Source organism: Streptococcus infantis, from assembly GCF_021497965.1.
GTDB classification, from domain to species: domain Bacteria; phylum Bacillota; class Bacilli; order Lactobacillales; family Streptococcaceae; genus Streptococcus; species Streptococcus infantis_B.
The window spans coordinates 245,932-265,494 of the sequence record NZ_CP046525.1; the positions used below are offsets into that span (position 1 = coordinate 245,932).

Here is a 19,563-nt window from a genome sequence, read left to right on the forward strand (position 1 = left end):
ATGTAAGGGGAATATGATACAATAGAAGTAATCATAAACGGTTTAATCAGGCTTGGTAGCAAGCAATAGAAAAAATGACTCCACAAGATTTACCTTGAGTGGAGACAATGAGGAAAAGTTATGGGAATCTTTGATTTTTTAAAAAAGACAGAAACATCAGAAACTACTGAAGCAACAAACGAAACAGTAGAACCGAGTGGCAAAACTTGCTTGGGAGTTCTAGGGCTATTTCCGATAAAGGAGACGAATGAGTTATTGATTGTTGGGAGTCTAGAAGGTAGTATCAAGGTTGGAGATCAGTTGCAGTTTTGCAATCCCGATCAAGGTATGGACGCTCTTGGTTCTGTAGTCGTGAAAAAACTCAGTAGTCAAAATAAGGATGTGGATGTTCTCACGGATGAATCTCTAGCTCATTTGGTCATCGATATGGAACCTTCCTTGACTAATCTAAAAAAAGGAAGTGTTCTCTATAGCCAGGGTGTCGATGAGGAACAACGGCTATCAAGCTATACAGATGCTCTATATAATACGTTTGTAATTGTCCAAAAAGGTCAATTGTCCAATGAAGACTATCAAGCCGCTAGTCTTGATGATAGCATAGAAATATTACGCCTCTTTTTATGGGAGTGCCGTCAAAATCAGGAAACTGAGAGTGAAGAAAGTTATCAAGCTAACACTCGTAAGCTAGAACGCCTAGCAGAAATTGTCAAGGACAAGTTGTTAGCAGCAGATTCGATTTACGCAGTTTATTCGGAAAAAACAGGTGAACCCTATCTTTTCTCAACGACCTATGATAGAGGTGAAGAGGGCTATCTCTGTTCAGACCCGATGATTATGCTATATACACCACGTTGGTATCACCAGTTTAAGGAAACCATTGATAGCCGACCAAATTCAGTTGTGAAACTGATTGAAAATACAGCAGATAAAAAAGGAATTGAGAATTTTCTTGGGACAGCCTTTTACTTAAACGGTGCCTTGGGAGCGACCTTTAATACCAAGGAAGTCAGCATCAGTGCTTCTGTTTTGGTTCAGAAACCAGATTTTTCGAACCTGCCAGAGATACAAGTTCCTGTGATGAATCCGGATATTGTAAGATGGATGTTGCTGATGGGACAATTGGATAGCCCGACGACAGAAGATGAAGAAGTAATTTATAAGCTCTATTATAAGTTCTTTTCAGAAGCTATGCTGAAAGCAAAATTCCTAATTCCTTTAGATGCTGCTTCGGAATTTAAGGACGATAGTCAGAAAGGAAGCTCCTTTGTCTTGGAAAAAGATTCTAGTTTCAACATTCCAGTCAAAGAAGGAAAAGATGGCAGAAATTCTGTGCCGGTATTTACCGATTGGAAACGTCTGCGAATGGTCTTTGACGAAAAATGGAATGGCATGATTGAAGAAGCGGGAGGCATGATTGAAGTTTTTGACTATGCCATTAATCCAACGGAGTATTATGAAGCAGGTGCCTATGTTAGCCTAACAGCTTTTAAAGAAATGCAAAAGTTTAGTGAGGAACTAGAAGGCAAAGCTAAAGATTAGAGAGTTTCTTTACATTGGGAAACTATACAGTTTTATCTACATCCTACTTGAACCACTACCCTTTTTTCAAAGATTTTGAAAGGAAATGGAATGGCGAATAGAAGTTATATTTACTTAAAAAACGGAAATGAAGCTCGTATTCTAACAGAGGGAATTTACACGATACCCTATTTTTGGCAATTGTTTTGGGATGAAGAAGATTTAAGAACTCCTATTGCTCTCTGGAAAACAGCAGAAAAACTCGAAGAAGATGAAGAGCAAGCAGAAAAGTTTTACCAAGAGCAGAATGTAGATATCTTGCTTCCTATTGAAAAATTCCGGCAAAACGCCCTCCAAAACCGGTCTTTTTTAGAAGAAAATGTCCTACAATCCGTGCAACTATATGATGCCTTTGTTCGTTATATTCTTGCAAATGTCAAAGATGGTGATGTACTCGGATTTGATGTCTTAGATGTTGTTTTTATGGACCAAGTGTCTGTTGTTTCTGATAAACTGTTAAAAAATATAGGAGCTATTCGGGAAAATCAACCAAAAGATTTGGACTTTTCTCTAACGGATAAGAACCTAATTGGTCTTGCTATGGGCTTTCCTGACTATTATGCCTCAGAATTATTGCCAGAAGACAATATTCTAGCCTCAGTCGCCTATCAAGATGAATTGAATAAAATGAACCCTCAAGATGATAAGCAAGGGGGCGATATGACTGGAGCCGGTACAAAAGCAAACAAGTGGAGGAATGGTATAGTATATTTGCTTATACTTGCACTAGTAATTAGGTTGATTTTTTATATGATGGTTAAGAGATAGAAAAGAGAATAAATGAGAATTGCAGATTATAGCGTGACCAAGGCAGTGCTGGAGCGTCACGGTTTTACCTTTAAAAAATCTTTCGGGCAAAATTTCTTGACGGATACCAATATCCTTCAAAAAATCGTGGATACAGCTGAAATTGATGATCAGGTTAATGTTATCGAAATCGGGCCAGGGATTGGTGCCTTGACAGAATTTTTGGCTGAGCGTGCAGCTCAAGTCATGGCATTTGAGATCGACCACCGCTTGGTACCAATCCTAGCCGATACCTTGCGAGATTTTGACAATGTGACCGTAGTCAACGAGGACATTCTAAAAGTTGACTTGGCACAGCACATCCAGAATTTTAAAAATCCTGACTTACCAATCAAGGTAGTAGCCAACTTGCCTTACTATATCACGACGCCTATTCTCATGCACTTGATTGAAAGTGGCATTCCTTTTAGTGAGTTTGTGGTTATGATGCAAAAAGAAGTGGCAGATCGTATCTCTGCTAAGCCAAATACCAAGGCTTACGGCAGCTTGTCGATTGCAGTTCAGTATTACATGACCGCCAAGGTTGCTTTTATCGTACCTCGTACAGTCTTTGTGCCAGCACCAAATGTGGATTCAGCTATCCTGAAAATGGTACGTCGCCCAGAACCGGCTGTAGCAGTGGAAGACGAGAAATTCTTCTTTAAAGTTTCCAAGGCTAGTTTTACCCATCGTCGTAAGACCTTGTGGAATAATCTGACAGGTTACTTTGGCAAGACTGATGAAATCAAGGATAAATTGACTAAGGCATTGGATCAGGCAGGACTATCCCCAAGTGTACGCGGTGAAGCTCTTGGCTTAGAAGAATTCGCTAGTCTAGCAGATGCGCTTAAAGGACAAGGACTCTAGGATGCAGGGACAAATCATTAAATCTTTGGCCGGATTCTACTATGTGGAGAGTGATGGTCAGGTTTATCAAACACGCGCGCGTGGAAATTTTCGTAAAAAGGGTCATACGCCCTATGTTGGAGATTGGGTAGATTTTTCTGCGGAGGAAAATTCCGAAGGTTATATTCTCAAGATTCACGAACGAAAAAATAGTCTGGTTCGTCCACCGATTGTCAATATTGACCAAGCTGTGGTGATCATGTCGGTCAAAGAGCCTGACTTTAATAGCAACTTATTGGATCGGTTCTTGGTTCTTTTGGAGCACAAGGGCATTCATCCTATCGTCTATATTTCCAAAATGGACTTACTAGAGGATAGGAGAGAACTGGATTTCTACGAGAAAACCTATCGTGCTATTGGTTACGATTTTGTGACGAGTAAAGAAGAACTTTTACCCTTGTTGACAGGCAAGATTACGGTCTTCATGGGGCAGACGGGTGTTGGAAAGTCAACTTTGCTCAATAAAATCGCACCTGATCTCAATCTAGAAACGGGAGAAATCTCAGACAGTCTGGGTCGTGGTCGTCACACTACTCGAGCGGTTAGTTTTTACAATCTCAATGGTGGGAAAATCGCAGACACACCAGGTTTTTCATCGCTGGATTACGAAGTAACAACAGCAGAAGATCTGAATCAGGCTTTTCCAGAGATTGCTAGTGTCAGTCGTGATTGTAAATTCCGCACTTGTACCCATACCCATGAGCCATCTTGCGCTGTAAAACCAGCAGTAGAAGAGGGCATCATTGCTACCTTCCGTTTTGACAACTACCTGCAATTCCTCAGTGAGATTGAAAATCGTAGAGAAACCTATAAAAAAGTCAGCAAAAAAATTCCAAAATAAGGAGAAACCTATGTCTCAATACAAGATTGCTCCGTCAATTCTGGCAGCGGATTATGCCAACTTTGAACGTGAAATCAAACGCTTAGAAGCAACTGGGGCTGAATATGCCCACATCGATATCATGGATGGTCACTTTGTACCCCAAATCAGTTTTGGTGCAGGTGTGGTCGAGGCTCTTCGTCCCCACAGCAAGATGGTCTTTGATTGCCACTTGATGGTATCAAATCCCGAACATCATTTAGAAGACTTTGCGCGTGCAGGTGCAGACATCATCAGCATCCATGCAGAAGCAACACCTCATATCCATGGGGCCCTTCAAAAAATTCGTTCTCTTGGAGTCAAACCTTCAGTCGTCATTAATCCTGGTACACCTGTTGAGGTGATTAAGCATGTGCTACACTTAGTTGACCAAGTATTAGTCATGACAGTTAACCCTGGATTTGGTGGGCAAGCCTTTCTGCCAGAAACCATGGATAAGGTACGTGAATTGGCTGCCCTTCGTGAGGAAAAAGGATTGAATTTTGAAATTGAAGTGGATGGTGGGATTGATGATCAGACCATAGCTCAAGCCAAAGAAGCTGGTGCAACAGTCTTTGTAGCAGGGTCCTATGTCTTTAAGGGAGATGTCAATGAACGAGTGCAAGCTCTCAGAAAACAACTGGACTAAAGTTGCAGTTTTTGCAGGCGGAGACCGCGGTCACTATTGGACAGGTTTTGACTGCTTTGTCGGTGTGGATCGAGGCTCACTTTGGGTACTGGAGGAAAAACTTCCTCTTGCTTTAGCCGTTGGGGATTTTGATTCTGTGACTGTAGAAGAACGTCATTTGATTCAAAAACGTGCCCAGCATTTTGTTCAAGCTCAGCCAGAAAAAGATGATACCGATCTGGAACTAGCACTTTTAACGATTTTTGAAAAGAATTCTCAAGCTCAGGTGACCATTTTTGGTGCCCTAGGTGGTCGTATTGATCATATGTTGGCTAATGTGTTTCTGCCTAGCAATCCTAAATTGGCGCCCTATATGCGTCAGATAGAGATTGAGGATGGACAAAATTTGATTTGTTACTGTCCAGAAGGGATCAGTCAACTTGAACCACGGTCAGACTATGATTATCTTGCTTTTATGCCTGTGAGGGATAGTCAGCTGACCATTATCGGTGCCAAGTACGAATTGACAGAAGAGAACTTTTTCTTTAAGAAAGTCTATGCTTCTAACGAATATATAGATAGGGAAGTTTCGGTAACATGCCCGGATGGCTATGTGGTCGTACTGCATAGTAAGGATAGGAGATAGGATGGAGATTGTATTACTACTGTTATTAATTGCTAACCTAGTCGGCCTCTTTCTCATTTGGCAAAGGCAGGACAAGCAGGAGCAATATTTGACCAAGAGTTTAGAAGATCAGGCAGATAATCTCTCAGATCAACTGGATTATCGCTTCGAACAAGCTCGACAGGTCAGTCAGCTGGATCAAAAAAATCTTGAAGTAGCTGTCAGTGATCGCTTGCAGGAAGTGCGAATCGAGTTACACCAAGGCCTGACTCAAGTTCGGCAGGAGATGAATGAAAACCTCCTCCAAACAAGAGATAAGACAGACCAACGCCTCCAAGCCTTGCAGGAATCAAATGAACAACGCTTAGAACAAATGCGCCAAACGGTTGAGGAAAAATTAGAAAAGACCTTGCAGACACGCTTGCAGGCTTCCTTTGAGACAGTTTCCAAGCAATTGGAATCTGTCAATCGCGGCCTTGGAGAAATGCAGACGATTGCCCGTGATGTCGGCGCTCTTAATAAAGTCTTATCTGGTACAAAAACTCGAGGAATTCTAGGAGAATTACAACTGGGACAGATTATTGAAGATATCATGACACCTGCCCAGTATGAACGAGAATTTGCAACTGTTGAAAACTCTAGTGAACGAGTAGAATACGCCATCAAGTTGCCTGGCCAAGGCGACCAAGAATATGTCTATCTACCGATTGATTCTAAGTTTCCACTGGAGGATTATTACCGCCTTGAAGAAGCCTATGAAGCGGGTGATAAGGATGAGATTGAACGTTGTCGTAAATCTCTCCTAGCAAGTGTTAAACGTTTTGCCAAGGATATCAAAAGTAAATATTTGGCGCCTCCTCGAACAACCAATTTTGGTGTCTTGTTTGTTCCAACAGAAGGACTCTATTCAGAAATCGTTCGTAATCCGATTTTCTTTGATGATTTGAGACGGGAGGAGCAGATTATCGTTGCAGGGCCAAGTACCTTATCAGCCCTTCTTAACTCTCTATCAGTTGGCTTCAAAACTCTCAATATCCAAAAGAGTGCCGACCATATCAGCAAGACTCTTGCCAGTGTCAAGACCGAGTTTGGCAAGTTTGGGGGGATTTTGGTCAAGACACAAAAACATCTCCAACATGCCTCTGGCAATATTGATGATTTATTAAACCGTCGTACTACAGCTATCGAGCGAACGCTCCGTCACATTGAGTTATCAGAAGGTGAGCCTGCGCTTGATCTACTCCAGTTCCAAGAAGATGAGGAAGAATATGAAGATTAGTCACATGAAGAAAGATGAGCTGTTTGAAGGCTTTTACTTAATCAAATCAGCTGACCTAAGACAGACGCGTGCTGGGAAGAATTACCTGGCTTTCACTTTCCAAGATGACAGTGGGGAAATTGAAGGGAAACTCTGGGATGCCCAACCTCATAACGTCGAAGCTTTTACTGCAGGGAAAGTTGTTCACATGCAGGGACGTCGTGAGGTATACAATAACACCCCACAGGTTAATCAAATCACCCTTCGCTTACCACAACCTGGCGAACCAAATGACCCAGCAGATTTTAAGGTAAAATCACCAGTGGATGTTAAGGAAATCCGTGAGTATATGGCGCAGATGATTTTCAAAATTGAAAATCCTATCTGGCAACGAATCGTTCGAGCTCTCTATACCAAATATGATAAAGAATTTTATTCCTATCCAGCTGCCAAAACCAACCATCATGCCTTTGAAACAGGACTTGCTTATCATACGGCTACTATGGTTCGTTTAGCAGAGGCAATTGCTGATGTGTACCCACAGCTTAATAAGAGCTTGCTCTATGCGGGAATTATGCTCCATGACCTAGCCAAGGTTATTGAGTTGACTGGTCCAGACCAGACAGAGTATACAGTCAGAGGGAACCTTATCGGACATATTGCCTTGATTGATAGTGAAATCACCAAAACAGTAATGGAACTTGGCATTGATGATACTCGAGAAGAAGTGGTGCTTCTGCGCCATGTGATTCTCAGCCACCATGGTTTACTTGAGTATGGTAGTCCAGTTCGTCCTCGTGTGATGGAAGCTGAAATCATTCATATGATTGATAATCTAGATGCCAGCATGATGATGATGTCAACAGCGCTCGCCCTTGTTGATGAGGGTGAAATGACCAATAAAGTCTTTGCAATGGACAATCGTTCCTTCTACAAGCCAAAATTAGACTAGAAACTAAAAAAATGAGCTTTATTTAGACAATAAAGTTCGTTTTTTTTGCTTTAGTGTGATATAATGAGAAAAAGACTAATTAAAAAGAATGGTGAATAACTAATGAAATTAAGAAGAAGTGATCGGATGGTTGTTATTTCCAATTACTTGATTAACAATCCTTACAAATTAACCAGTCTCAATACCTTTGCAGAAAAGTATGAATCTGCTAAGTCTTCTATTTCAGAAGATATTGTCATCATTAAGCGTGCCTTCGAAGAAATTGAAATCGGTCATATTCAAACGGTGACAGGTGCTGGTGGTGGTGTTATTTTTACACCATCGATCTCTACCCTTGAGTCTAAAACGATTATCGAAGAGCTTCGTGATAAACTTTCAGAGAGTGACCGCATTCTTCCGGGTGGCTACATTTATTTATCTGACCTATTGAGCACTCCAGCTATTTTGAAAAACATCGGTCGCATTATTGCTAAGAGCTTTATGGATCAGAAGATTGATGCCGTTATGACTGTTGCGACCAAAGGGGTTCCGCTTGCAAATGCAGTGGCAAATGTTCTCAATGTTCCATTTGTCATTGTCCGTCGCGACTTGAAAATCACTGAGGGTTCAACTGTTAGTGTCAACTATGTTTCAGGTTCTAGTGACCGTATCGAAAAGATGTTCCTTTCAAAACGTAGCCTTAAAGCAGGAAGTCGTGTCTTGATCGTTGATGACTTCTTGAAGGGTGGAGGGACCATTAACGGGATGATTAGCCTCTTGTCTGAGTTTGATTCTGAATTGGCTGGAGTAGCCGTCTTTGCCGATAATGCGCAAGAAGATCGCGAACAACAGTTTGATTACAAATCACTCTTGAAGGTTACCAACATTGATGTGAAGAATCAAAAAATTGCTGTTGAAGTTGGAAACATCTTTGACGCAGAAAAATAAGAATGAACTTAAAATACAAAGGTTGGAACTTTCGTCCCAGCCTTTCTTTGATAATGAATATAAAGGAGTCCTATGAAAACACCATTTATTAATCGTGAAGCCCTAGAAAAAATTGTTGAAGAGTTTCCAACCCCTTTCCACCTCTACGATGAAAAAGGGATTCGCGAGAAAGCACGCGCAGTAAACAAAGCCTTTTCTTGGAATCAGGGCTTTAAAGAATATTTTGCAGTCAAGGCGACTCCGACCCCAGCTATCTTGAAAATCTTACAAGAAGAAGGATGTGGAGTGGATTGTTCTAGTTATGTAGAACTCTTGATGAGTCATAAGCTAGGATTTTCTGGTTCTGATATGATGTTCTCATCCAATAATACTCCAGATAGAGAGTATGCTTATGCCCGTGAATTAGGTGCGACGATTAATTTAGATGCTTTTGAAGATATCGAACATTTAGATCGTGCAGCAGGTATCCCAGAAATCATCTCTTGCCGTTATAATCCTGGTGGCGTATTTGAACTAGGGACAGACATTATGGATAATCCTGGCGAAGCTAAGTTCGGGATGACCAAGGAGCAGCTCTTTGAAGCCTTTGCTATCCTGAAAGAAAAGGGAGCTAAAACCTTTGGGATTCATTCCTTCCTAGCTTCCAATACAGTGACCCACCTTTATTATCCAGAATTAGCGCGTCAGCTCTTTGAGTTGGCTGTAGAAATCAAGGAAAAGTTGGATATTTCGCTGGACTTTATCAACCTTTCTGGTGGTATCGGGGTCAACTATCGCCCAGATCAAGAGCCAAATGATATTGCTTTGATTGGTGAGGGAGTTCGTCAGGTTTATGAAGAAGTTCTTACACCAGCAGGTCTTGGTCAAGTTAAGATTTTTACAGAACTAGGACGCTTTATGTTGGCACCTCATGGTATTTTAGTCACAAAAGTAACTCATAAAAAGAAAACCTACCGTACTTATCTAGGAGTCGATGCGTCAGCTGTCAATCTTATGAGACCAGCTATGTACGGTGCTTACCACCATATTACTAATATGATGCATCCTGATGGTCAGACTGAAGTGGTTGATGTTGTTGGTTCTCTTTGTGAAAACAACGACAAGTTTGCAGTAAATCGTGAGCTACCTCAAACAGAAATTGGTGATTTGTTAGTCATTCATGATACAGGTGCCCATGGCTTCTCTATGGGATACCAGTACAATGCGAAACTTCGTTCGGCAGAGATTCTCTACACAGAGGACGGTGGTGCTCGACTAATCCGTAGAGCAGAGCGACCTGAGGACTATTTTGCGACTCTTTACGGGTTTGACTTTGACAAGGATTAGAAGAATTTTTGAAAATCATGAAAGTTGAAAGTGAAAAACAGATTGTTTTCTAAAAAATAGACAAAATCTATTGTTTTTCCTTTCAAGCGTGTTATAATAAAATTATAAAACGGTTTCAAGGAAGGTGACGTTATGTCAGAAGAAACAATTGACTATGGACAAGTGACAGGAATGGTGCATTCGACAGAGAGTTTTGGGGCGGTAGATGGTCCCGGAATCCGTTTCATTGTCTTTTTGCAGGGCTGTCAGATGCGTTGCCAGTATTGCCATAACCCGGATACATGGGCTATGGAAACCAATAAATCTCGTGTACGAACAGTAGATGATGTCTTGGAAGAAGCGCTTCGCTATCGTGGTTTCTGGGGAGACAAGGGAGGTATCACAGTCAGCGGAGGAGAAGCCCTCTTGCAGATTGATTTCTTGATTGCCCTCTTTACCAAGGCGAAAGAAAAAGGCATCCACTGTACCTTGGATACTTGTGCCCTTCCGTTCCGTAATAAACCACGCTATCTTGAAAAATTTGATAAATTAATGGCTGTGACTGATTTGGTTCTTCTTGATATCAAAGAAATTAATGATGCTCAACATAGGATTGTAACCAGTCAAAGTAACAAAACCATTTTAGCTTGTGCTCAATACTTGTCAGATATTGGGAAACCTGTCTGGATTCGTCACGTTCTCGTACCTGGGTTGACAGACCGAGATGAAGATTTGATTGAGCTTGGGAAGTTCGTGAAAACTCTTAAAAACGTTGATAAGTTTGAAATCCTACCTTATCACACGATGGGTGAATTCAAGTGGCGTGAACTTGGCATTCCGTATTCGCTTGAAGGAGTTAAACCTCCGACAGCAGATCGTGTCAAGAACGCTAAGGAATTGATGGATACAGAAAGCTATCAAGATTACATGAAACGTGTACATGGATAATATAAAAAATGAGGTCGAGTTTTCTCGGCCTCTTTTCGATTATAGAAAAGACTCAGCAATTTAGCCGAGCCTTTTATTTTTTATCTCGAATGTTGTTTTCCAGAATTACGTTTTTTGTTTTTCTTCTTGTTAGAAGTTGTGATAGCTGCTGCTGATTCAGGGGTTACATCTTTACGAGCGCCTGAAGTTTTGCTTGCTTTTGGTGGGTTCTTTGCAAATTCTTCGCGTACTTTTTTGCGAAGTTTTGGACGAATCATGTAGTTGACGATGAATTGTTGAAGAATCATCATGAAACCACCGACAACCCAGTAAAGTGTGACGCTGGCTGGAGAGAAGATGGAGAACATGACGATCATCATTGGACTCATGTAAATCATTTTCTTGAGTTGTTCTCTTTGAGTCTCGTCTTCAACTCCGTGTAGAGAAAGGAGTGATTGGATGTAGTAGAGAATACCAGCGCAGGCGATGAGAATCCAACTTGGAGAACCCAGTGCGATTCCTAAGAAGCTAGCCTCAGAAACACCTTCTGTGTGTTGAGCAGCAAAGTAGATAGCAGAGAAGAAAGGCATTTGAATGAGGATAGGGAAACATCCTACACCACCAAACATACTAATACCATGCTCTTTTTGAGCAGCAAAGAGAGCTTGTTGGGCTTCTAGTTTTTCTTCTTGAGTCGTTGCTTCTTTGAGACGAGTCTGATGTGGCTCAAGGACATGCTTGAGGGCGTTCATCTTCTCAGAGTGAAGGGTAGCCTTCCATGATTGGTAGATACCAAGTGGGAGGATAATCAAGCGAACGATAATAGTTACGATGATGATACCAACACCGAAACCAAGACCTTGATCATTGGCAAAGTATTTGATAGCCTCTGCCATAGGTGCTCCGATGGTATTCCAGATAAATCCGGTTGGCTGACCTGTTGCTTTATCAACCTGGACACATCCTGTCAATACTAATAGCATAGCCACTCCCATGATTGAGAGGGCGATTCGTTTAATTGATTTCACTGTTTTTATTCCTTCTTTAAAAATTATACCTTTCTATTCTACTGTTTTTTTTGAAAATATACAATAGTTCTAGAGACCTAATTTGCGACTTTGAAGTCAGAATAGGAAGGAAAGTTACTCAATTGGACGTCGAGATAGGTCACTTTTGAGAAAGGAGTTGGTCCTTTTCGGATCTCTTGGATGAACTTAGCCATGATAGCAGAAGATTCTGCTTGGGCAAGGATTTCAACTGTTCCGTCATCGTTGTTCCAGACACGACCAGTGATTCCGCCTAGTTCGAGAGCAAGGGTATAGACGCCCCAACGAAAGCCAACGCCCTGAACGCGTCCCTGTGCAATCATTTTGACCTTTTGCATACCAAACCTCCTTGATTGTGTTATAATACTCCTATGACTATTATAACCTCTAAAGCGAATTCTGTGGTAAAAAATGCCAAGAAATTGCATCAAAAAAAATATCGAAAATCTTCTTATTTAATTGAGGGCTGGCATTTATTTGAGGAAGCTGTTCAGGCGGGAGCAACGATTGAGAAAATATTTGCTCTAGTAGAGTATGGAGATAAACTAGTAGATTATCCTCAGACTGTCTTTGTGACAGAGGAAATCTTATTTGATTTAGCAGATTCACAAACACCTCAGGGCATTGTAGCTATTGTTCAAAAGGAAGAGGAGCTGTTGCCGGATTTGACCTCAGGTAAATATCTTTTCTTAGAAGATGTGCAGGACCCTGGAAATGTAGGGACCATGATACGGACGGCAGATGCGGCAGGTTTTTCAGGAGTCATCGTTTCAAGCAAGTCGGCTGATATATACAGCCTCAAAACTCTTCGCTCCATGCAGGGAAGTCATTTTCATTTACCAATTTATCGGATGCCTGTTGATACATTTGTTGAAGAGGCGAAAAAGAGTCATTTGCCGATTCTAGCCACTACCTTATCCCAAAACTCTAAAGATTATCGTGAACTTGCTCGACTAGAGGATTTTGCCTTGGTGATGGGAAATGAAGGCCAGGGCATTAGTTCATTCATGACAGCCCAGGCAGACCAACTGGTTCACATCAACATGAAAGGGCAGGCGGAAAGTCTCAATGTTGCTATTGCGGCAGGCATACTCATGTTTTATTTGAGTTAAATCAATTTATTTTTGTTATAATCAGTAAAAAGATTTCATAAGGAGAAAAAGATATGAATCAAACAATTATTCAAGAACATTCTGGTTTGAATCAATTTTATGCAAAAGTTTATGCTTTTGTAGGGATTGGGATTGCCTTATCTGCAGTTGTTTCAGCCTTGATGTTAACAACCTTCCAAGATGTTCTCGTACAGTTAATGCTTAATGCACGCATATGGCTAATCGTAACAGGAGTCGTTGAAGTTGCTCTAGTGTTATTTGCAAGTGGTTTAGCGTTAAGGAACAGTCCAGCAGCATTTCCAATATTTCTATTATATTCTGCGGTCAACGGTTTTTCACTAAGTTTCATTGTATCGCTTTACCTTCCTGGTACAGTCCTAACAGCCTTTATCTCTAGTGCGGCCCTTTTCTTTGTCATGGCGATTGTCGGAGTCGTCATCAAAAAGGATTTGAGTGGTATCGGACGTGCTTTGATTGCAGCCTTATTTGGTCTAATATTAGCCATGGTTGTTAATATCTTCTTAAATAGTGGCCTAATGGACTATATCATCAGTATTGTGATGGTACTTGTTTTTGCAGGTTTAATCGCTTGGGATAATCAAAAAATTCGTTATGTTTATGAAGAGTCAGATGGTCAGGTCGCTACAGGCTGGGCAATTTCTTTGGCACTTAGCCTCTACCTTGACTTTATCAACCTCTTCCTTAGCTTCTTGCGTATCTTTGGAAATGACGATTAATACTTTTAGAGCTCAAATGAGCTCCTTTTTATTTTTTACTTTCATTTTTACTAGCAAAAGGGTATAATCTTTTTATTATTCAAAAGGAGGGGTACATATGAAAAAAAGTTTTATTCACCAGCAGGAAGAGATTTCATTTGTAAAAAATACCTTTACCCAGTATTTAAAAGATAAGTTAGAAGTAGTAGAAGTACAAGGGCCAATCTTAAGTAAGGTTGGAGACGGGATGCAGGATAACCTTTCAGGGATTGAACATCCGGTATCTGTTAAGGTTTTACAAATCCCAGATGAAACCTATGAGGTGGTACATTCACTTGCTAAGTGGAAACGCCATACTTTGGCACGTTTTGGTTTCGGTGAAGGAGAAGGTCTCTTTGTTCACATGAAGGCTCTTCGACCAGACGAAGATTCACTAGATGCGACTCACTCTGTTTATGTGGACCAGTGGGACTGGGAAAAGGTTATTCCTAATGGACAACGCAATCTAGCCTACCTCAAAGAAACCGTTGAAAAGATTTATAAGGCCATTCGTTTAACAGAGCTAGCAGTTGAAGCAAGATATGATATTGAGTCAATTTTGCCTAAGCAAATCACCTTTATCCATACAGAAGAGTTGGTTGAACGCTATCCAGACTTGACTCCAAAAGAACGTGAAAATGCTATCTGTAAGGAATTCGGTGCTGTCTTCTTGATTGGTATTGGCGGTGTATTGTCGGATGGAAAACCTCATGATGGACGTGCACCAGACTATGATGACTGGACAACTGAATCTGAAAATGGTTATCATGGCTTGAATGGAGATATCCTTGTCTGGAATGATAATTTGGGTGCGGCCTTTGAATTATCTTCAATGGGAATTCGTGTTGATGAAGATACCCTCCGTCGACAAGTAGCTATTACAGGAGATGAAGACCGTCTTTCTTTGGAATGGCATAGAGCTCTTCTAAACGGACTCTTCCCGTTGACAATTGGTGGAGGAATTGGTCAATCACGTATGGCTATGTTCCTACTTCGTAAGAAGCACATCGGTGAAGTTCAAACTAGTGTTTGGCCACAAGAAGTCAGAGATACTTACGACAATATTCTTTAATCAATCGAGCCGCAAGGTTCGATTTTCTTTTTTTTATCAGAATTTGGTATAATATACCTTATGAAAATCGTATCAGGAATCTACGGAGGACGTCCTTTAAAGACGTTAGACGGGAAAACAACGAGACCAACATCTGACAAGGTCCGAGGAGCTATTTTCAATATGATTGGTCCCTACTTTGAAGGAGGACGTGTACTAGATCTCTATGCTGGCAGTGGTGGTTTATCCATCGAAGCAGTTTCAAGGGGAATGTCAAGTGCTGTTCTGGTCGAGAGGGATAGACGGGCCCAGAATATTGTGGCAGAAAATATCCGGATGACCAAGGAAACCTCAAAGTTTCAATTATTGAAAATGGAGTCCAGTCGTGCGTTGGAGCAGGTGGATGGCGTTTTTGATCTCATCTTTTTGGACCCTCCCTATGCAAAGGAACAAATCGTGTCTGATATTGAAAAAATGGCAGAGCGAGATCTTTTTTCAAAAGATGTCATGGTGGTTTGTGAAACAGATAAATCAGTAGAGCTTCCGGAAGAAATAGCCTGTTTGGGCATCTGGAAAGAAAAAATATATGGGATTAGTAAGGTGACGGTTTATGTCAGATAAGATTGGTTTATTCACAGGTTCGTTTGATCCGATAACAAAGGGCCATTTGGACCTCATTGAGCGTGCAAGTGAGCTCTTTGATCAATTGTATGTAGGAATTTTTTATAATCCACACAAAAATGGATTTTTACCGATAGAAAGCCGACTAGAGACGGTTGAAAAAGCAGTGGCACATCTAGAGAATGTCCAAGTTATCGCCTCTCATGATGAATTAGTAGTTGATGTTGCTAGAAAACTGGGTGTCCATGTTCTTGTTCGTGGTTTGCGTAACGCTGCGGACCTTCAGTATGAAGCCAGTTTTGATTTTTACAATCATCAATTAGCAGGAGAGATTGAGACAGTCTATCTCCATAGCCGCCCAGAGCATGTTTACATCAGCTCTTCAGCTGTGAGAGAACTATTGAAGTTTGGTCAAGATATTAGCAAGTATGTACCAAATGCTGTCTTAGAGGAGTTAAAACATGAAGAAAAAAACTAGATGGCCCATATATTTAATCATCGGGCTTATTATCACTTTTATAGCTTTTACGGTACCACTTCCTTATTACATTGAGGTTCCAGGGACTTCAGAAGATATTCGAAAAGTCTTACAAGTCAATAATCAAGCTGACCAAGAGGAAGGTTCCTATCAATTTGTGACAGTTGGGGTTAAACATGCTAGACTGGTGGACTTGGTTTATGCTTGGCTGACGCCTTTTACGGATATTCGAAGTGCTAAAGAGATGACAGGTGGTTCTTCAGATGCAGAATTTATGCGAATCAACCAGTTTTACATGGAAACTTCGCAGAACATGGCCAAATATCAAGGACTCAAGGCAGCTGGTAAGGAAATAGAGCTCAAATATCTGGGCGTCTATGTTTTGACTGTGACAGACAATTCAACTTTTAAGGGTATTCTGAATATTGCTGATACTGTGACAGCGGTGAATGATAAGACTTTTGAAAGCTCCAAGGAGATGGTCGACTACGTCAATTCTCAAACTCTTGGAGATAAGGTTAAGGTTACTTACCAAGAGGATGGGAAAGTAAAAACAGCTGAAGGAAAAATCATTACTCTGGAAAATGGGAAAAACGGTATCGGAATCGGTTTGATTGACCGCACGGAAGTGTCAAGTGATGTGCCAATCAAGTTTTCAACTGCAGGCATTGGTGGTCCGAGTGCTGGGCTGATGTTTAGCTTGTCTATTTATACACAAATTGCAGACCCAACCCTTCGAAATGGACGGATTATTGCCGGTACAGGAAGTATCGACAGAGATGGAAATGTTGGTGATATTGGTGGAATTGACAAAAAAGTTGTTGCTGCTGCAAAAAAAGGAGCTACTGTATTCTTTGCTCCAAACAATCCAATAACTGAAGAAGCTAAAAAGGCAAATCCAAACGCCAAAAGTAATTATGACACGGCTGTAGAAGCTGCTGAAATGATTAAAACAGACATGAAGATTGTCCCAGTAAAAACACTTCAGGATGCAATTGATTACTTGAAAAACAACCCATAAAATATAGTGCAAGTCCATAGACTAGCGTAGAAAAAGAGAAGATGGTATAATAGGCAGATGATTCAATTGTTTTTTACCCTCAGTAGTCATATGTTTTTTGTCTACCTAGTTTTTCAACTGTTGAAAGATTTGGTCAAATGGGATCAAATTTTGAAGGTAACTAAGGACAATGCGAGGAAGGTACGACTTTTGGTAGTATTGTGTAGTATCGGTTTAGGATATCTGATTAGTTCCTTTTTCCTAAATCTCTACCAAGTCTGGCAAGAAGCCGTACGGACATTATTTTAAACTCGAAAGTAAAGGAAAATATTTATGGAAAAAATTGTAGTTCGAGGTGGCGATAATCGCCTAGTCGGAAGTGTTCCGATTGAAGGTGCGAAAAATGCAGTTTTGCCACTACTTGCGGCGACGATTTTAGCAAGCGAAGGAAAAACAGTTTTAAAAAATGTTCCGATCTTATCAGATGTCTTTACCATGAATCAAGTGGTTCGTGGATTAAATGCGAAAGTGGATTTTGACCAAGAAGCACATATTGTTGAAGTTGATGCGACAGATGACATTACAGAAGAGGCACCTTATAAGTATGTCAGCAAGATGCGTGCATCTATTGTAGTCTTGGGTCCAATCCTGGCTAGAGTTGGTCACGCTAAAGTTTCGATGCCAGGTGGATGTACGATTGGTAGTCGTCCTATTGACCTTCACCTTAAAGGTTTGGAAGCAATGGGAGCTAAGATCACCCAAACAGCTGGTTATATCGAAGCTAAGGCAGAACGCTTGCATGGAGCCCATATCTATATGGACTTTCCTAGTGTTGGGGCAACTCAAAACTTGATGATGGCTGCAACGCTAGCTGATGGCGTAACTGTTATTGAAAATGCTGCGCGTGAGCCTGAGATTGTAGACTTGGCTGTTCTCTTGAATAAAATGGGAGCAAAAGTTAAGGGTGCGGGAACAGAAACTGTGACAATCACTGGTGTTGAAAAGCTACACGGTGCTACACACAATGTTGTTCAGGATCGTATTGAAGCAGGTACCTTTATGGTAGCGGCTGCTATGACAGGTGGAGATGTCTTGATTAAAGATGCCATCTGGGAACACAATCGTCCCCTGATTGCTAAATTGCAAGAAATGGGTGTGGAAGTCATTGATGAAGACGAAGGCATCCGCATTCGTTCTCAACGAGATAAATTGAAAGCCGTTCATGTTAAGACGCTTCCGCATCCAGGATTTCCGACAGACATGCAGGCACAATTCACTGCACTGATGACGGTTGCTCAAGGTGAGTCAACCATGGTGGAAACAGTGTTTGAAAATCGTTTCCAACATTTAGAGGAAATGCGTCGTATGGGCTTGCATTCTGAAATTATCCGTGATACAGCTCGTATCGTCGGTGGGCAACTTCTGCAAGGAGCAGAGGTTTTGTCTACAGACCTACGTGCAAGTGCGGCTTTGATCTTAACAGGTCTAGTAGCTGAAGGGGAGACAGTTGTCGGAAAACTTGTCCATTTGGATAGAGGATATTATCGTTTCCATGAAAAATTGGCTCAGTTAGGAGCTAATATTGAACGGGTAAGTGTGGAAGCTGATGAAGATGAATAAACAAGCAGCGTATGTGCTACGTCGATTTTTATTAGTTATTATTGTTTTGCTTCTAGGAGTCTTGGCGTTGGGTATCGGCTTGATGATTGGCTATGGTATCGTAGGAAAAGGTCAAGATCCATGGGCAATTTTGACACCCGATAAATGGCATGAATTGATTGCAAAATTTACAGGGAAATAGGCTGGGGAACCGGCCTTTTTCTAGGGATAAAAGTAAGGAGGAAATATGAATAAAAAAACCAGACAGGCCCTCATAGGTCTCCTGATTTTTCTACTATTGACGGCAGGAAGTTACTACATTAAAAAAATGCAGGCTTCCAATAATACACCACAAACACAAGTGACACAAAAATCCCAGTCATCCGACACTCCTAGTCAAGAATTGGCAGAGAGTGTACTGACTGACTCGGTCAAAAAACAAATCAAGGGTACAATTGAGTGGAATGGAGCAGGAGCTTTTGTAGTTAATGGAAACAAAACCAATCTAGATGCTAAGGTATCAAGTAAACCTTATGCTGATAATAAAACTAAAACTGTAGGAGGAGAGACAGTTCCTACAGTAGCCAATGCTCTCATGTCAAAAGCAACTCGACAGTATAAGGATCGCGAAGAGACGGGTAATGGTTCGACCTCTTGGACTCCAGCAGGCTGGCATCAGGTCAAGAACCTAAAAGGAAGTTATAATCACGCTGTAGATAGAGGACATTTATTAGGCTATGCCTTGATTGGTGGTCTAGATGGCTTTGATGCATCTACTAGTAATCCTAAAAACATCGCTGTACAAACAGCCTGGGCCAACCAAGCTCGCGCAGAAGATTCAACAGGACAAAACTACTATGAAGGTTTAGTTCGAAAAGCGCTAGATAAGAATAAACGAGTGCGTTACCGCGTTACGCTACTGTATGCGACAGAAGAGGACCTAGTACCTTCTGCCTCTCAAATTGAAGCAAAATCCTCTGACGGAGAATTGGAGTTTAATGTAGTAATTCCTAATGTTCAAAAGGGAATTCGGTTAGATTACCGAACAGGAGAAGTTACGGTTACAAAAGACTAATAAATAGATAATCCCTTATCGTTTTGATAGGGGATTTACTATAGAAATCGAAAATTAATGTGTAGAAATTGAAAA

23 protein-coding genes are annotated in these 19,563 nt (G+C 41.1%); 21 read left to right on the forward strand and 2 right to left on the reverse strand.

The annotated features are described in order from the left end of the window. Positions 1-120: 120 nt before the first annotated feature. The 11 genes from GOM46_RS01240 to pflA all read left to right on the forward strand — a co-directional run bounded on the left by GOM46_RS01240 (position 121) and on the right by pflA (position 10,772). Entirely contained in the window at positions 121-1,539 is a 1,419-nt protein-coding gene (locus GOM46_RS01240) for an SseB family protein (protein WP_235083724.1), read from the forward strand. Between the two features lie 90 nt (positions 1,540-1,629). After that, positions 1,630-2,346 (forward strand): dimethyladenosine transferase, encoded by a 717-nt coding sequence (locus GOM46_RS01245; protein ID WP_235084135.1) that lies wholly within the window; start codon positions 1,630-1,632, stop codon positions 2,344-2,346. A gap of 12 nt (positions 2,347-2,358) precedes the next feature. Further along, positions 2,359-3,231: a 16S rRNA (adenine(1518)-N(6)/adenine(1519)-N(6))-dimethyltransferase RsmA gene (gene rsmA, locus GOM46_RS01250; RefSeq protein ID WP_235083725.1), complete on the forward strand. Its 873-nt coding sequence runs from the start codon at positions 2,359-2,361 to the stop codon at positions 3,229-3,231. A gap of 1 nt (position 3,232) precedes the next feature. Then, positions 3,233-4,111: a ribosome small subunit-dependent GTPase A gene (gene rsgA, locus GOM46_RS01255; protein WP_235083726.1), complete on the forward strand. Its 879-nt coding sequence runs from the start codon at positions 3,233-3,235 to the stop codon at positions 4,109-4,111. Between the two features lie 10 nt (positions 4,112-4,121). Next, positions 4,122-4,778 carry a ribulose-phosphate 3-epimerase gene (gene rpe / locus GOM46_RS01260; protein WP_235083727.1) on the forward strand — a complete coding sequence of 219 codons (657 nt, stop codon included), beginning with the start codon at positions 4,122-4,124 and terminating at the stop codon, positions 4,776-4,778. Continuing rightward, the gene (locus GOM46_RS01265) at positions 4,741-5,403 is read left to right on the forward strand and encodes a thiamine diphosphokinase (protein WP_235083728.1); all 663 of its coding nucleotides are present in this window, start codon (positions 4,741-4,743) and stop codon (positions 5,401-5,403) included. Before rpe ends, GOM46_RS01265 begins: the two co-directional genes overlap by 38 nt. Before the next feature lies 1 nt (position 5,404). After that, on the forward strand, positions 5,405-6,661 hold the full coding sequence (gene rmuC, locus GOM46_RS01270) for a DNA recombination protein RmuC (RefSeq protein WP_235083729.1): 1,257 nt from the start codon (positions 5,405-5,407) through the stop codon (positions 6,659-6,661). After that, a complete protein-coding gene (locus GOM46_RS01275) occupies positions 6,651-7,592 on the forward strand; it encodes a 3'-5' exoribonuclease YhaM family protein (RefSeq protein WP_045614706.1) in 942 nt (313 codons plus the stop codon). The genes rmuC and GOM46_RS01275 overlap by 11 nt, the downstream gene beginning before the upstream one ends. 102 nt (positions 7,593-7,694) lie before the next feature. After that, the gene (gene purR / locus GOM46_RS01280; protein ID WP_235083730.1) at positions 7,695-8,519 is read left to right on the forward strand and encodes a pur operon repressor; all 825 of its coding nucleotides are present in this window, start codon (positions 7,695-7,697) and stop codon (positions 8,517-8,519) included. Between the two features lie 72 nt (positions 8,520-8,591). Further along, the gene (locus tag GOM46_RS01285; protein WP_235083731.1) at positions 8,592-9,845 is read left to right on the forward strand and encodes a diaminopimelate decarboxylase; all 1,254 of its coding nucleotides are present in this window, start codon (positions 8,592-8,594) and stop codon (positions 9,843-9,845) included. A gap of 132 nt (positions 9,846-9,977) precedes the next feature. Next, positions 9,978-10,772, forward strand: coding sequence for a pyruvate formate-lyase-activating protein (pflA, locus tag GOM46_RS01290; RefSeq protein ID WP_006150223.1), 795 nt, complete (start codon positions 9,978-9,980; stop codon positions 10,770-10,772). Positions 10,773-10,852: 80 nt separating this feature from the next. On the opposite strand, the gene yidC is transcribed toward pflA, so the two are convergent. Then, complete coding sequence (gene yidC, locus GOM46_RS01295; RefSeq protein WP_235083732.1) at positions 10,853-11,779, reverse strand: membrane protein insertase YidC; 927 nt, start codon at positions 11,777-11,779, stop codon at positions 10,853-10,855. A gap of 77 nt (positions 11,780-11,856) precedes the next feature. After that, on the reverse strand, positions 11,857-12,135 hold the full coding sequence (locus GOM46_RS01300; RefSeq protein ID WP_001174501.1) for an acylphosphatase: 279 nt from the start codon (positions 12,133-12,135) through the stop codon (positions 11,857-11,859). Positions 12,136-12,168: 33 nt separating this feature from the next. Here GOM46_RS01300 and GOM46_RS01305 point away from each other — a divergent pair, with 33 nt between their 5' ends. The 10 genes from GOM46_RS01305 to GOM46_RS01350 all read left to right on the forward strand — a co-directional run bounded on the left by GOM46_RS01305 (position 12,169) and on the right by GOM46_RS01350 (position 19,488). Continuing rightward, complete coding sequence (locus GOM46_RS01305) at positions 12,169-12,909, forward strand: TrmH family RNA methyltransferase (protein ID WP_025169994.1); 741 nt, start codon at positions 12,169-12,171, stop codon at positions 12,907-12,909. Between the two features lie 53 nt (positions 12,910-12,962). Continuing rightward, the gene (locus tag GOM46_RS01310; RefSeq protein ID WP_235083733.1) at positions 12,963-13,646 is read left to right on the forward strand and encodes a Bax inhibitor-1 family protein; all 684 of its coding nucleotides are present in this window, start codon (positions 12,963-12,965) and stop codon (positions 13,644-13,646) included. A gap of 97 nt (positions 13,647-13,743) precedes the next feature. Further along, positions 13,744-14,736, forward strand: coding sequence for an aspartate--ammonia ligase (gene asnA, locus GOM46_RS01315; RefSeq protein WP_006150123.1), 993 nt, complete (start codon positions 13,744-13,746; stop codon positions 14,734-14,736). Positions 14,737-14,796: 60 nt separating this feature from the next. After that, complete coding sequence (gene rsmD, locus GOM46_RS01320; protein WP_006150185.1) at positions 14,797-15,336, forward strand: 16S rRNA (guanine(966)-N(2))-methyltransferase RsmD; 540 nt, start codon at positions 14,797-14,799, stop codon at positions 15,334-15,336. Continuing rightward, on the forward strand, positions 15,326-15,814 hold the full coding sequence (gene coaD, locus GOM46_RS01325; protein WP_235083734.1) for a pantetheine-phosphate adenylyltransferase: 489 nt from the start codon (positions 15,326-15,328) through the stop codon (positions 15,812-15,814). The genes rsmD and coaD overlap by 11 nt, the downstream gene beginning before the upstream one ends. Next, on the forward strand, positions 15,798-16,835 hold the full coding sequence (locus GOM46_RS01330; protein ID WP_235083735.1) for a SepM family pheromone-processing serine protease: 1,038 nt from the start codon (positions 15,798-15,800) through the stop codon (positions 16,833-16,835). The genes coaD and GOM46_RS01330 overlap by 17 nt, the downstream gene beginning before the upstream one ends. Before the next feature lie 57 nt (positions 16,836-16,892). After that, the gene (locus tag GOM46_RS01335) at positions 16,893-17,123 is read left to right on the forward strand and encodes a DUF1146 family protein (RefSeq protein ID WP_033685906.1); all 231 of its coding nucleotides are present in this window, start codon (positions 16,893-16,895) and stop codon (positions 17,121-17,123) included. A gap of 24 nt (positions 17,124-17,147) precedes the next feature. Continuing rightward, positions 17,148-18,434, forward strand: coding sequence for a UDP-N-acetylglucosamine 1-carboxyvinyltransferase (murA, locus tag GOM46_RS01340; RefSeq protein WP_235083736.1), 1,287 nt, complete (start codon positions 17,148-17,150; stop codon positions 18,432-18,434). Continuing rightward, entirely contained in the window at positions 18,427-18,615 is a 189-nt protein-coding gene (locus GOM46_RS01345; RefSeq protein WP_006150292.1) for a DNA-directed RNA polymerase subunit beta, read from the forward strand. Before murA ends, GOM46_RS01345 begins: the two co-directional genes overlap by 8 nt. Positions 18,616-18,660: 45 nt before the next feature. Continuing rightward, positions 18,661-19,488, forward strand: coding sequence for a DNA/RNA non-specific endonuclease (locus GOM46_RS01350; protein WP_006150172.1), 828 nt, complete (start codon positions 18,661-18,663; stop codon positions 19,486-19,488). Positions 19,489-19,563: the final 75 nt, after the last annotated feature.

Excerpts from the sequence above, each read along its gene's own strand:
- GOM46_RS01240 (WP_235083724.1), top strand. The coding sequence starts at position 121 with ATGGGAATCTTTGATTTTTTAAAAAAGACAGAAACATCAGAAACTACT.
- GOM46_RS01245 (WP_235084135.1), top strand. The coding sequence starts at position 1,630 with ATGGCGAATAGAAGTTATATTTACTTAAAAAACGGAAATGAAGCTCGT.
- rsmA (WP_235083725.1), top strand. The coding sequence starts at position 2,359 with ATGAGAATTGCAGATTATAGCGTGACCAAGGCAGTGCTGGAGCGTCAC.
- rsgA (WP_235083726.1), top strand. The coding sequence starts at position 3,233 with ATGCAGGGACAAATCATTAAATCTTTGGCCGGATTCTACTATGTGGAG.
- rpe (WP_235083727.1), top strand. The coding sequence starts at position 4,122 with ATGTCTCAATACAAGATTGCTCCGTCAATTCTGGCAGCGGATTATGCC.
- GOM46_RS01265 (WP_235083728.1), top strand. The coding sequence starts at position 4,741 with ATGAACGAGTGCAAGCTCTCAGAAAACAACTGGACTAAAGTTGCAGTT.
- rmuC (WP_235083729.1), top strand. The coding sequence starts at position 5,405 with ATGGAGATTGTATTACTACTGTTATTAATTGCTAACCTAGTCGGCCTC.
- GOM46_RS01275 (WP_045614706.1), top strand. The coding sequence starts at position 6,651 with ATGAAGATTAGTCACATGAAGAAAGATGAGCTGTTTGAAGGCTTTTAC.
- purR (WP_235083730.1), top strand. The coding sequence starts at position 7,695 with ATGAAATTAAGAAGAAGTGATCGGATGGTTGTTATTTCCAATTACTTG.
- GOM46_RS01285 (WP_235083731.1), top strand. The coding sequence starts at position 8,592 with ATGAAAACACCATTTATTAATCGTGAAGCCCTAGAAAAAATTGTTGAA.
- pflA (WP_006150223.1), top strand. The coding sequence starts at position 9,978 with ATGTCAGAAGAAACAATTGACTATGGACAAGTGACAGGAATGGTGCAT.
- GOM46_RS01300 (WP_001174501.1), bottom strand. The coding sequence starts at position 12,135 with ATGCAAAAGGTCAAAATGATTGCACAGGGACGCGTTCAGGGCGTTGGC.
- GOM46_RS01305 (WP_025169994.1), top strand. The coding sequence starts at position 12,169 with ATGACTATTATAACCTCTAAAGCGAATTCTGTGGTAAAAAATGCCAAG.
- GOM46_RS01310 (WP_235083733.1), top strand. The coding sequence starts at position 12,963 with ATGAATCAAACAATTATTCAAGAACATTCTGGTTTGAATCAATTTTAT.
- asnA (WP_006150123.1), top strand. The coding sequence starts at position 13,744 with ATGAAAAAAAGTTTTATTCACCAGCAGGAAGAGATTTCATTTGTAAAA.
- rsmD (WP_006150185.1), top strand. The coding sequence starts at position 14,797 with ATGAAAATCGTATCAGGAATCTACGGAGGACGTCCTTTAAAGACGTTA.
- coaD (WP_235083734.1), top strand. The coding sequence starts at position 15,326 with ATGTCAGATAAGATTGGTTTATTCACAGGTTCGTTTGATCCGATAACA.
- GOM46_RS01330 (WP_235083735.1), top strand. The coding sequence starts at position 15,798 with ATGAAGAAAAAAACTAGATGGCCCATATATTTAATCATCGGGCTTATT.
- GOM46_RS01335 (WP_033685906.1), top strand. The coding sequence starts at position 16,893 with ATGATTCAATTGTTTTTTACCCTCAGTAGTCATATGTTTTTTGTCTAC.
- murA (WP_235083736.1), top strand. The coding sequence starts at position 17,148 with ATGGAAAAAATTGTAGTTCGAGGTGGCGATAATCGCCTAGTCGGAAGT.
- GOM46_RS01345 (WP_006150292.1), top strand. The coding sequence starts at position 18,427 with ATGAATAAACAAGCAGCGTATGTGCTACGTCGATTTTTATTAGTTATT.
- GOM46_RS01350 (WP_006150172.1), top strand. The coding sequence starts at position 18,661 with ATGAATAAAAAAACCAGACAGGCCCTCATAGGTCTCCTGATTTTTCTA.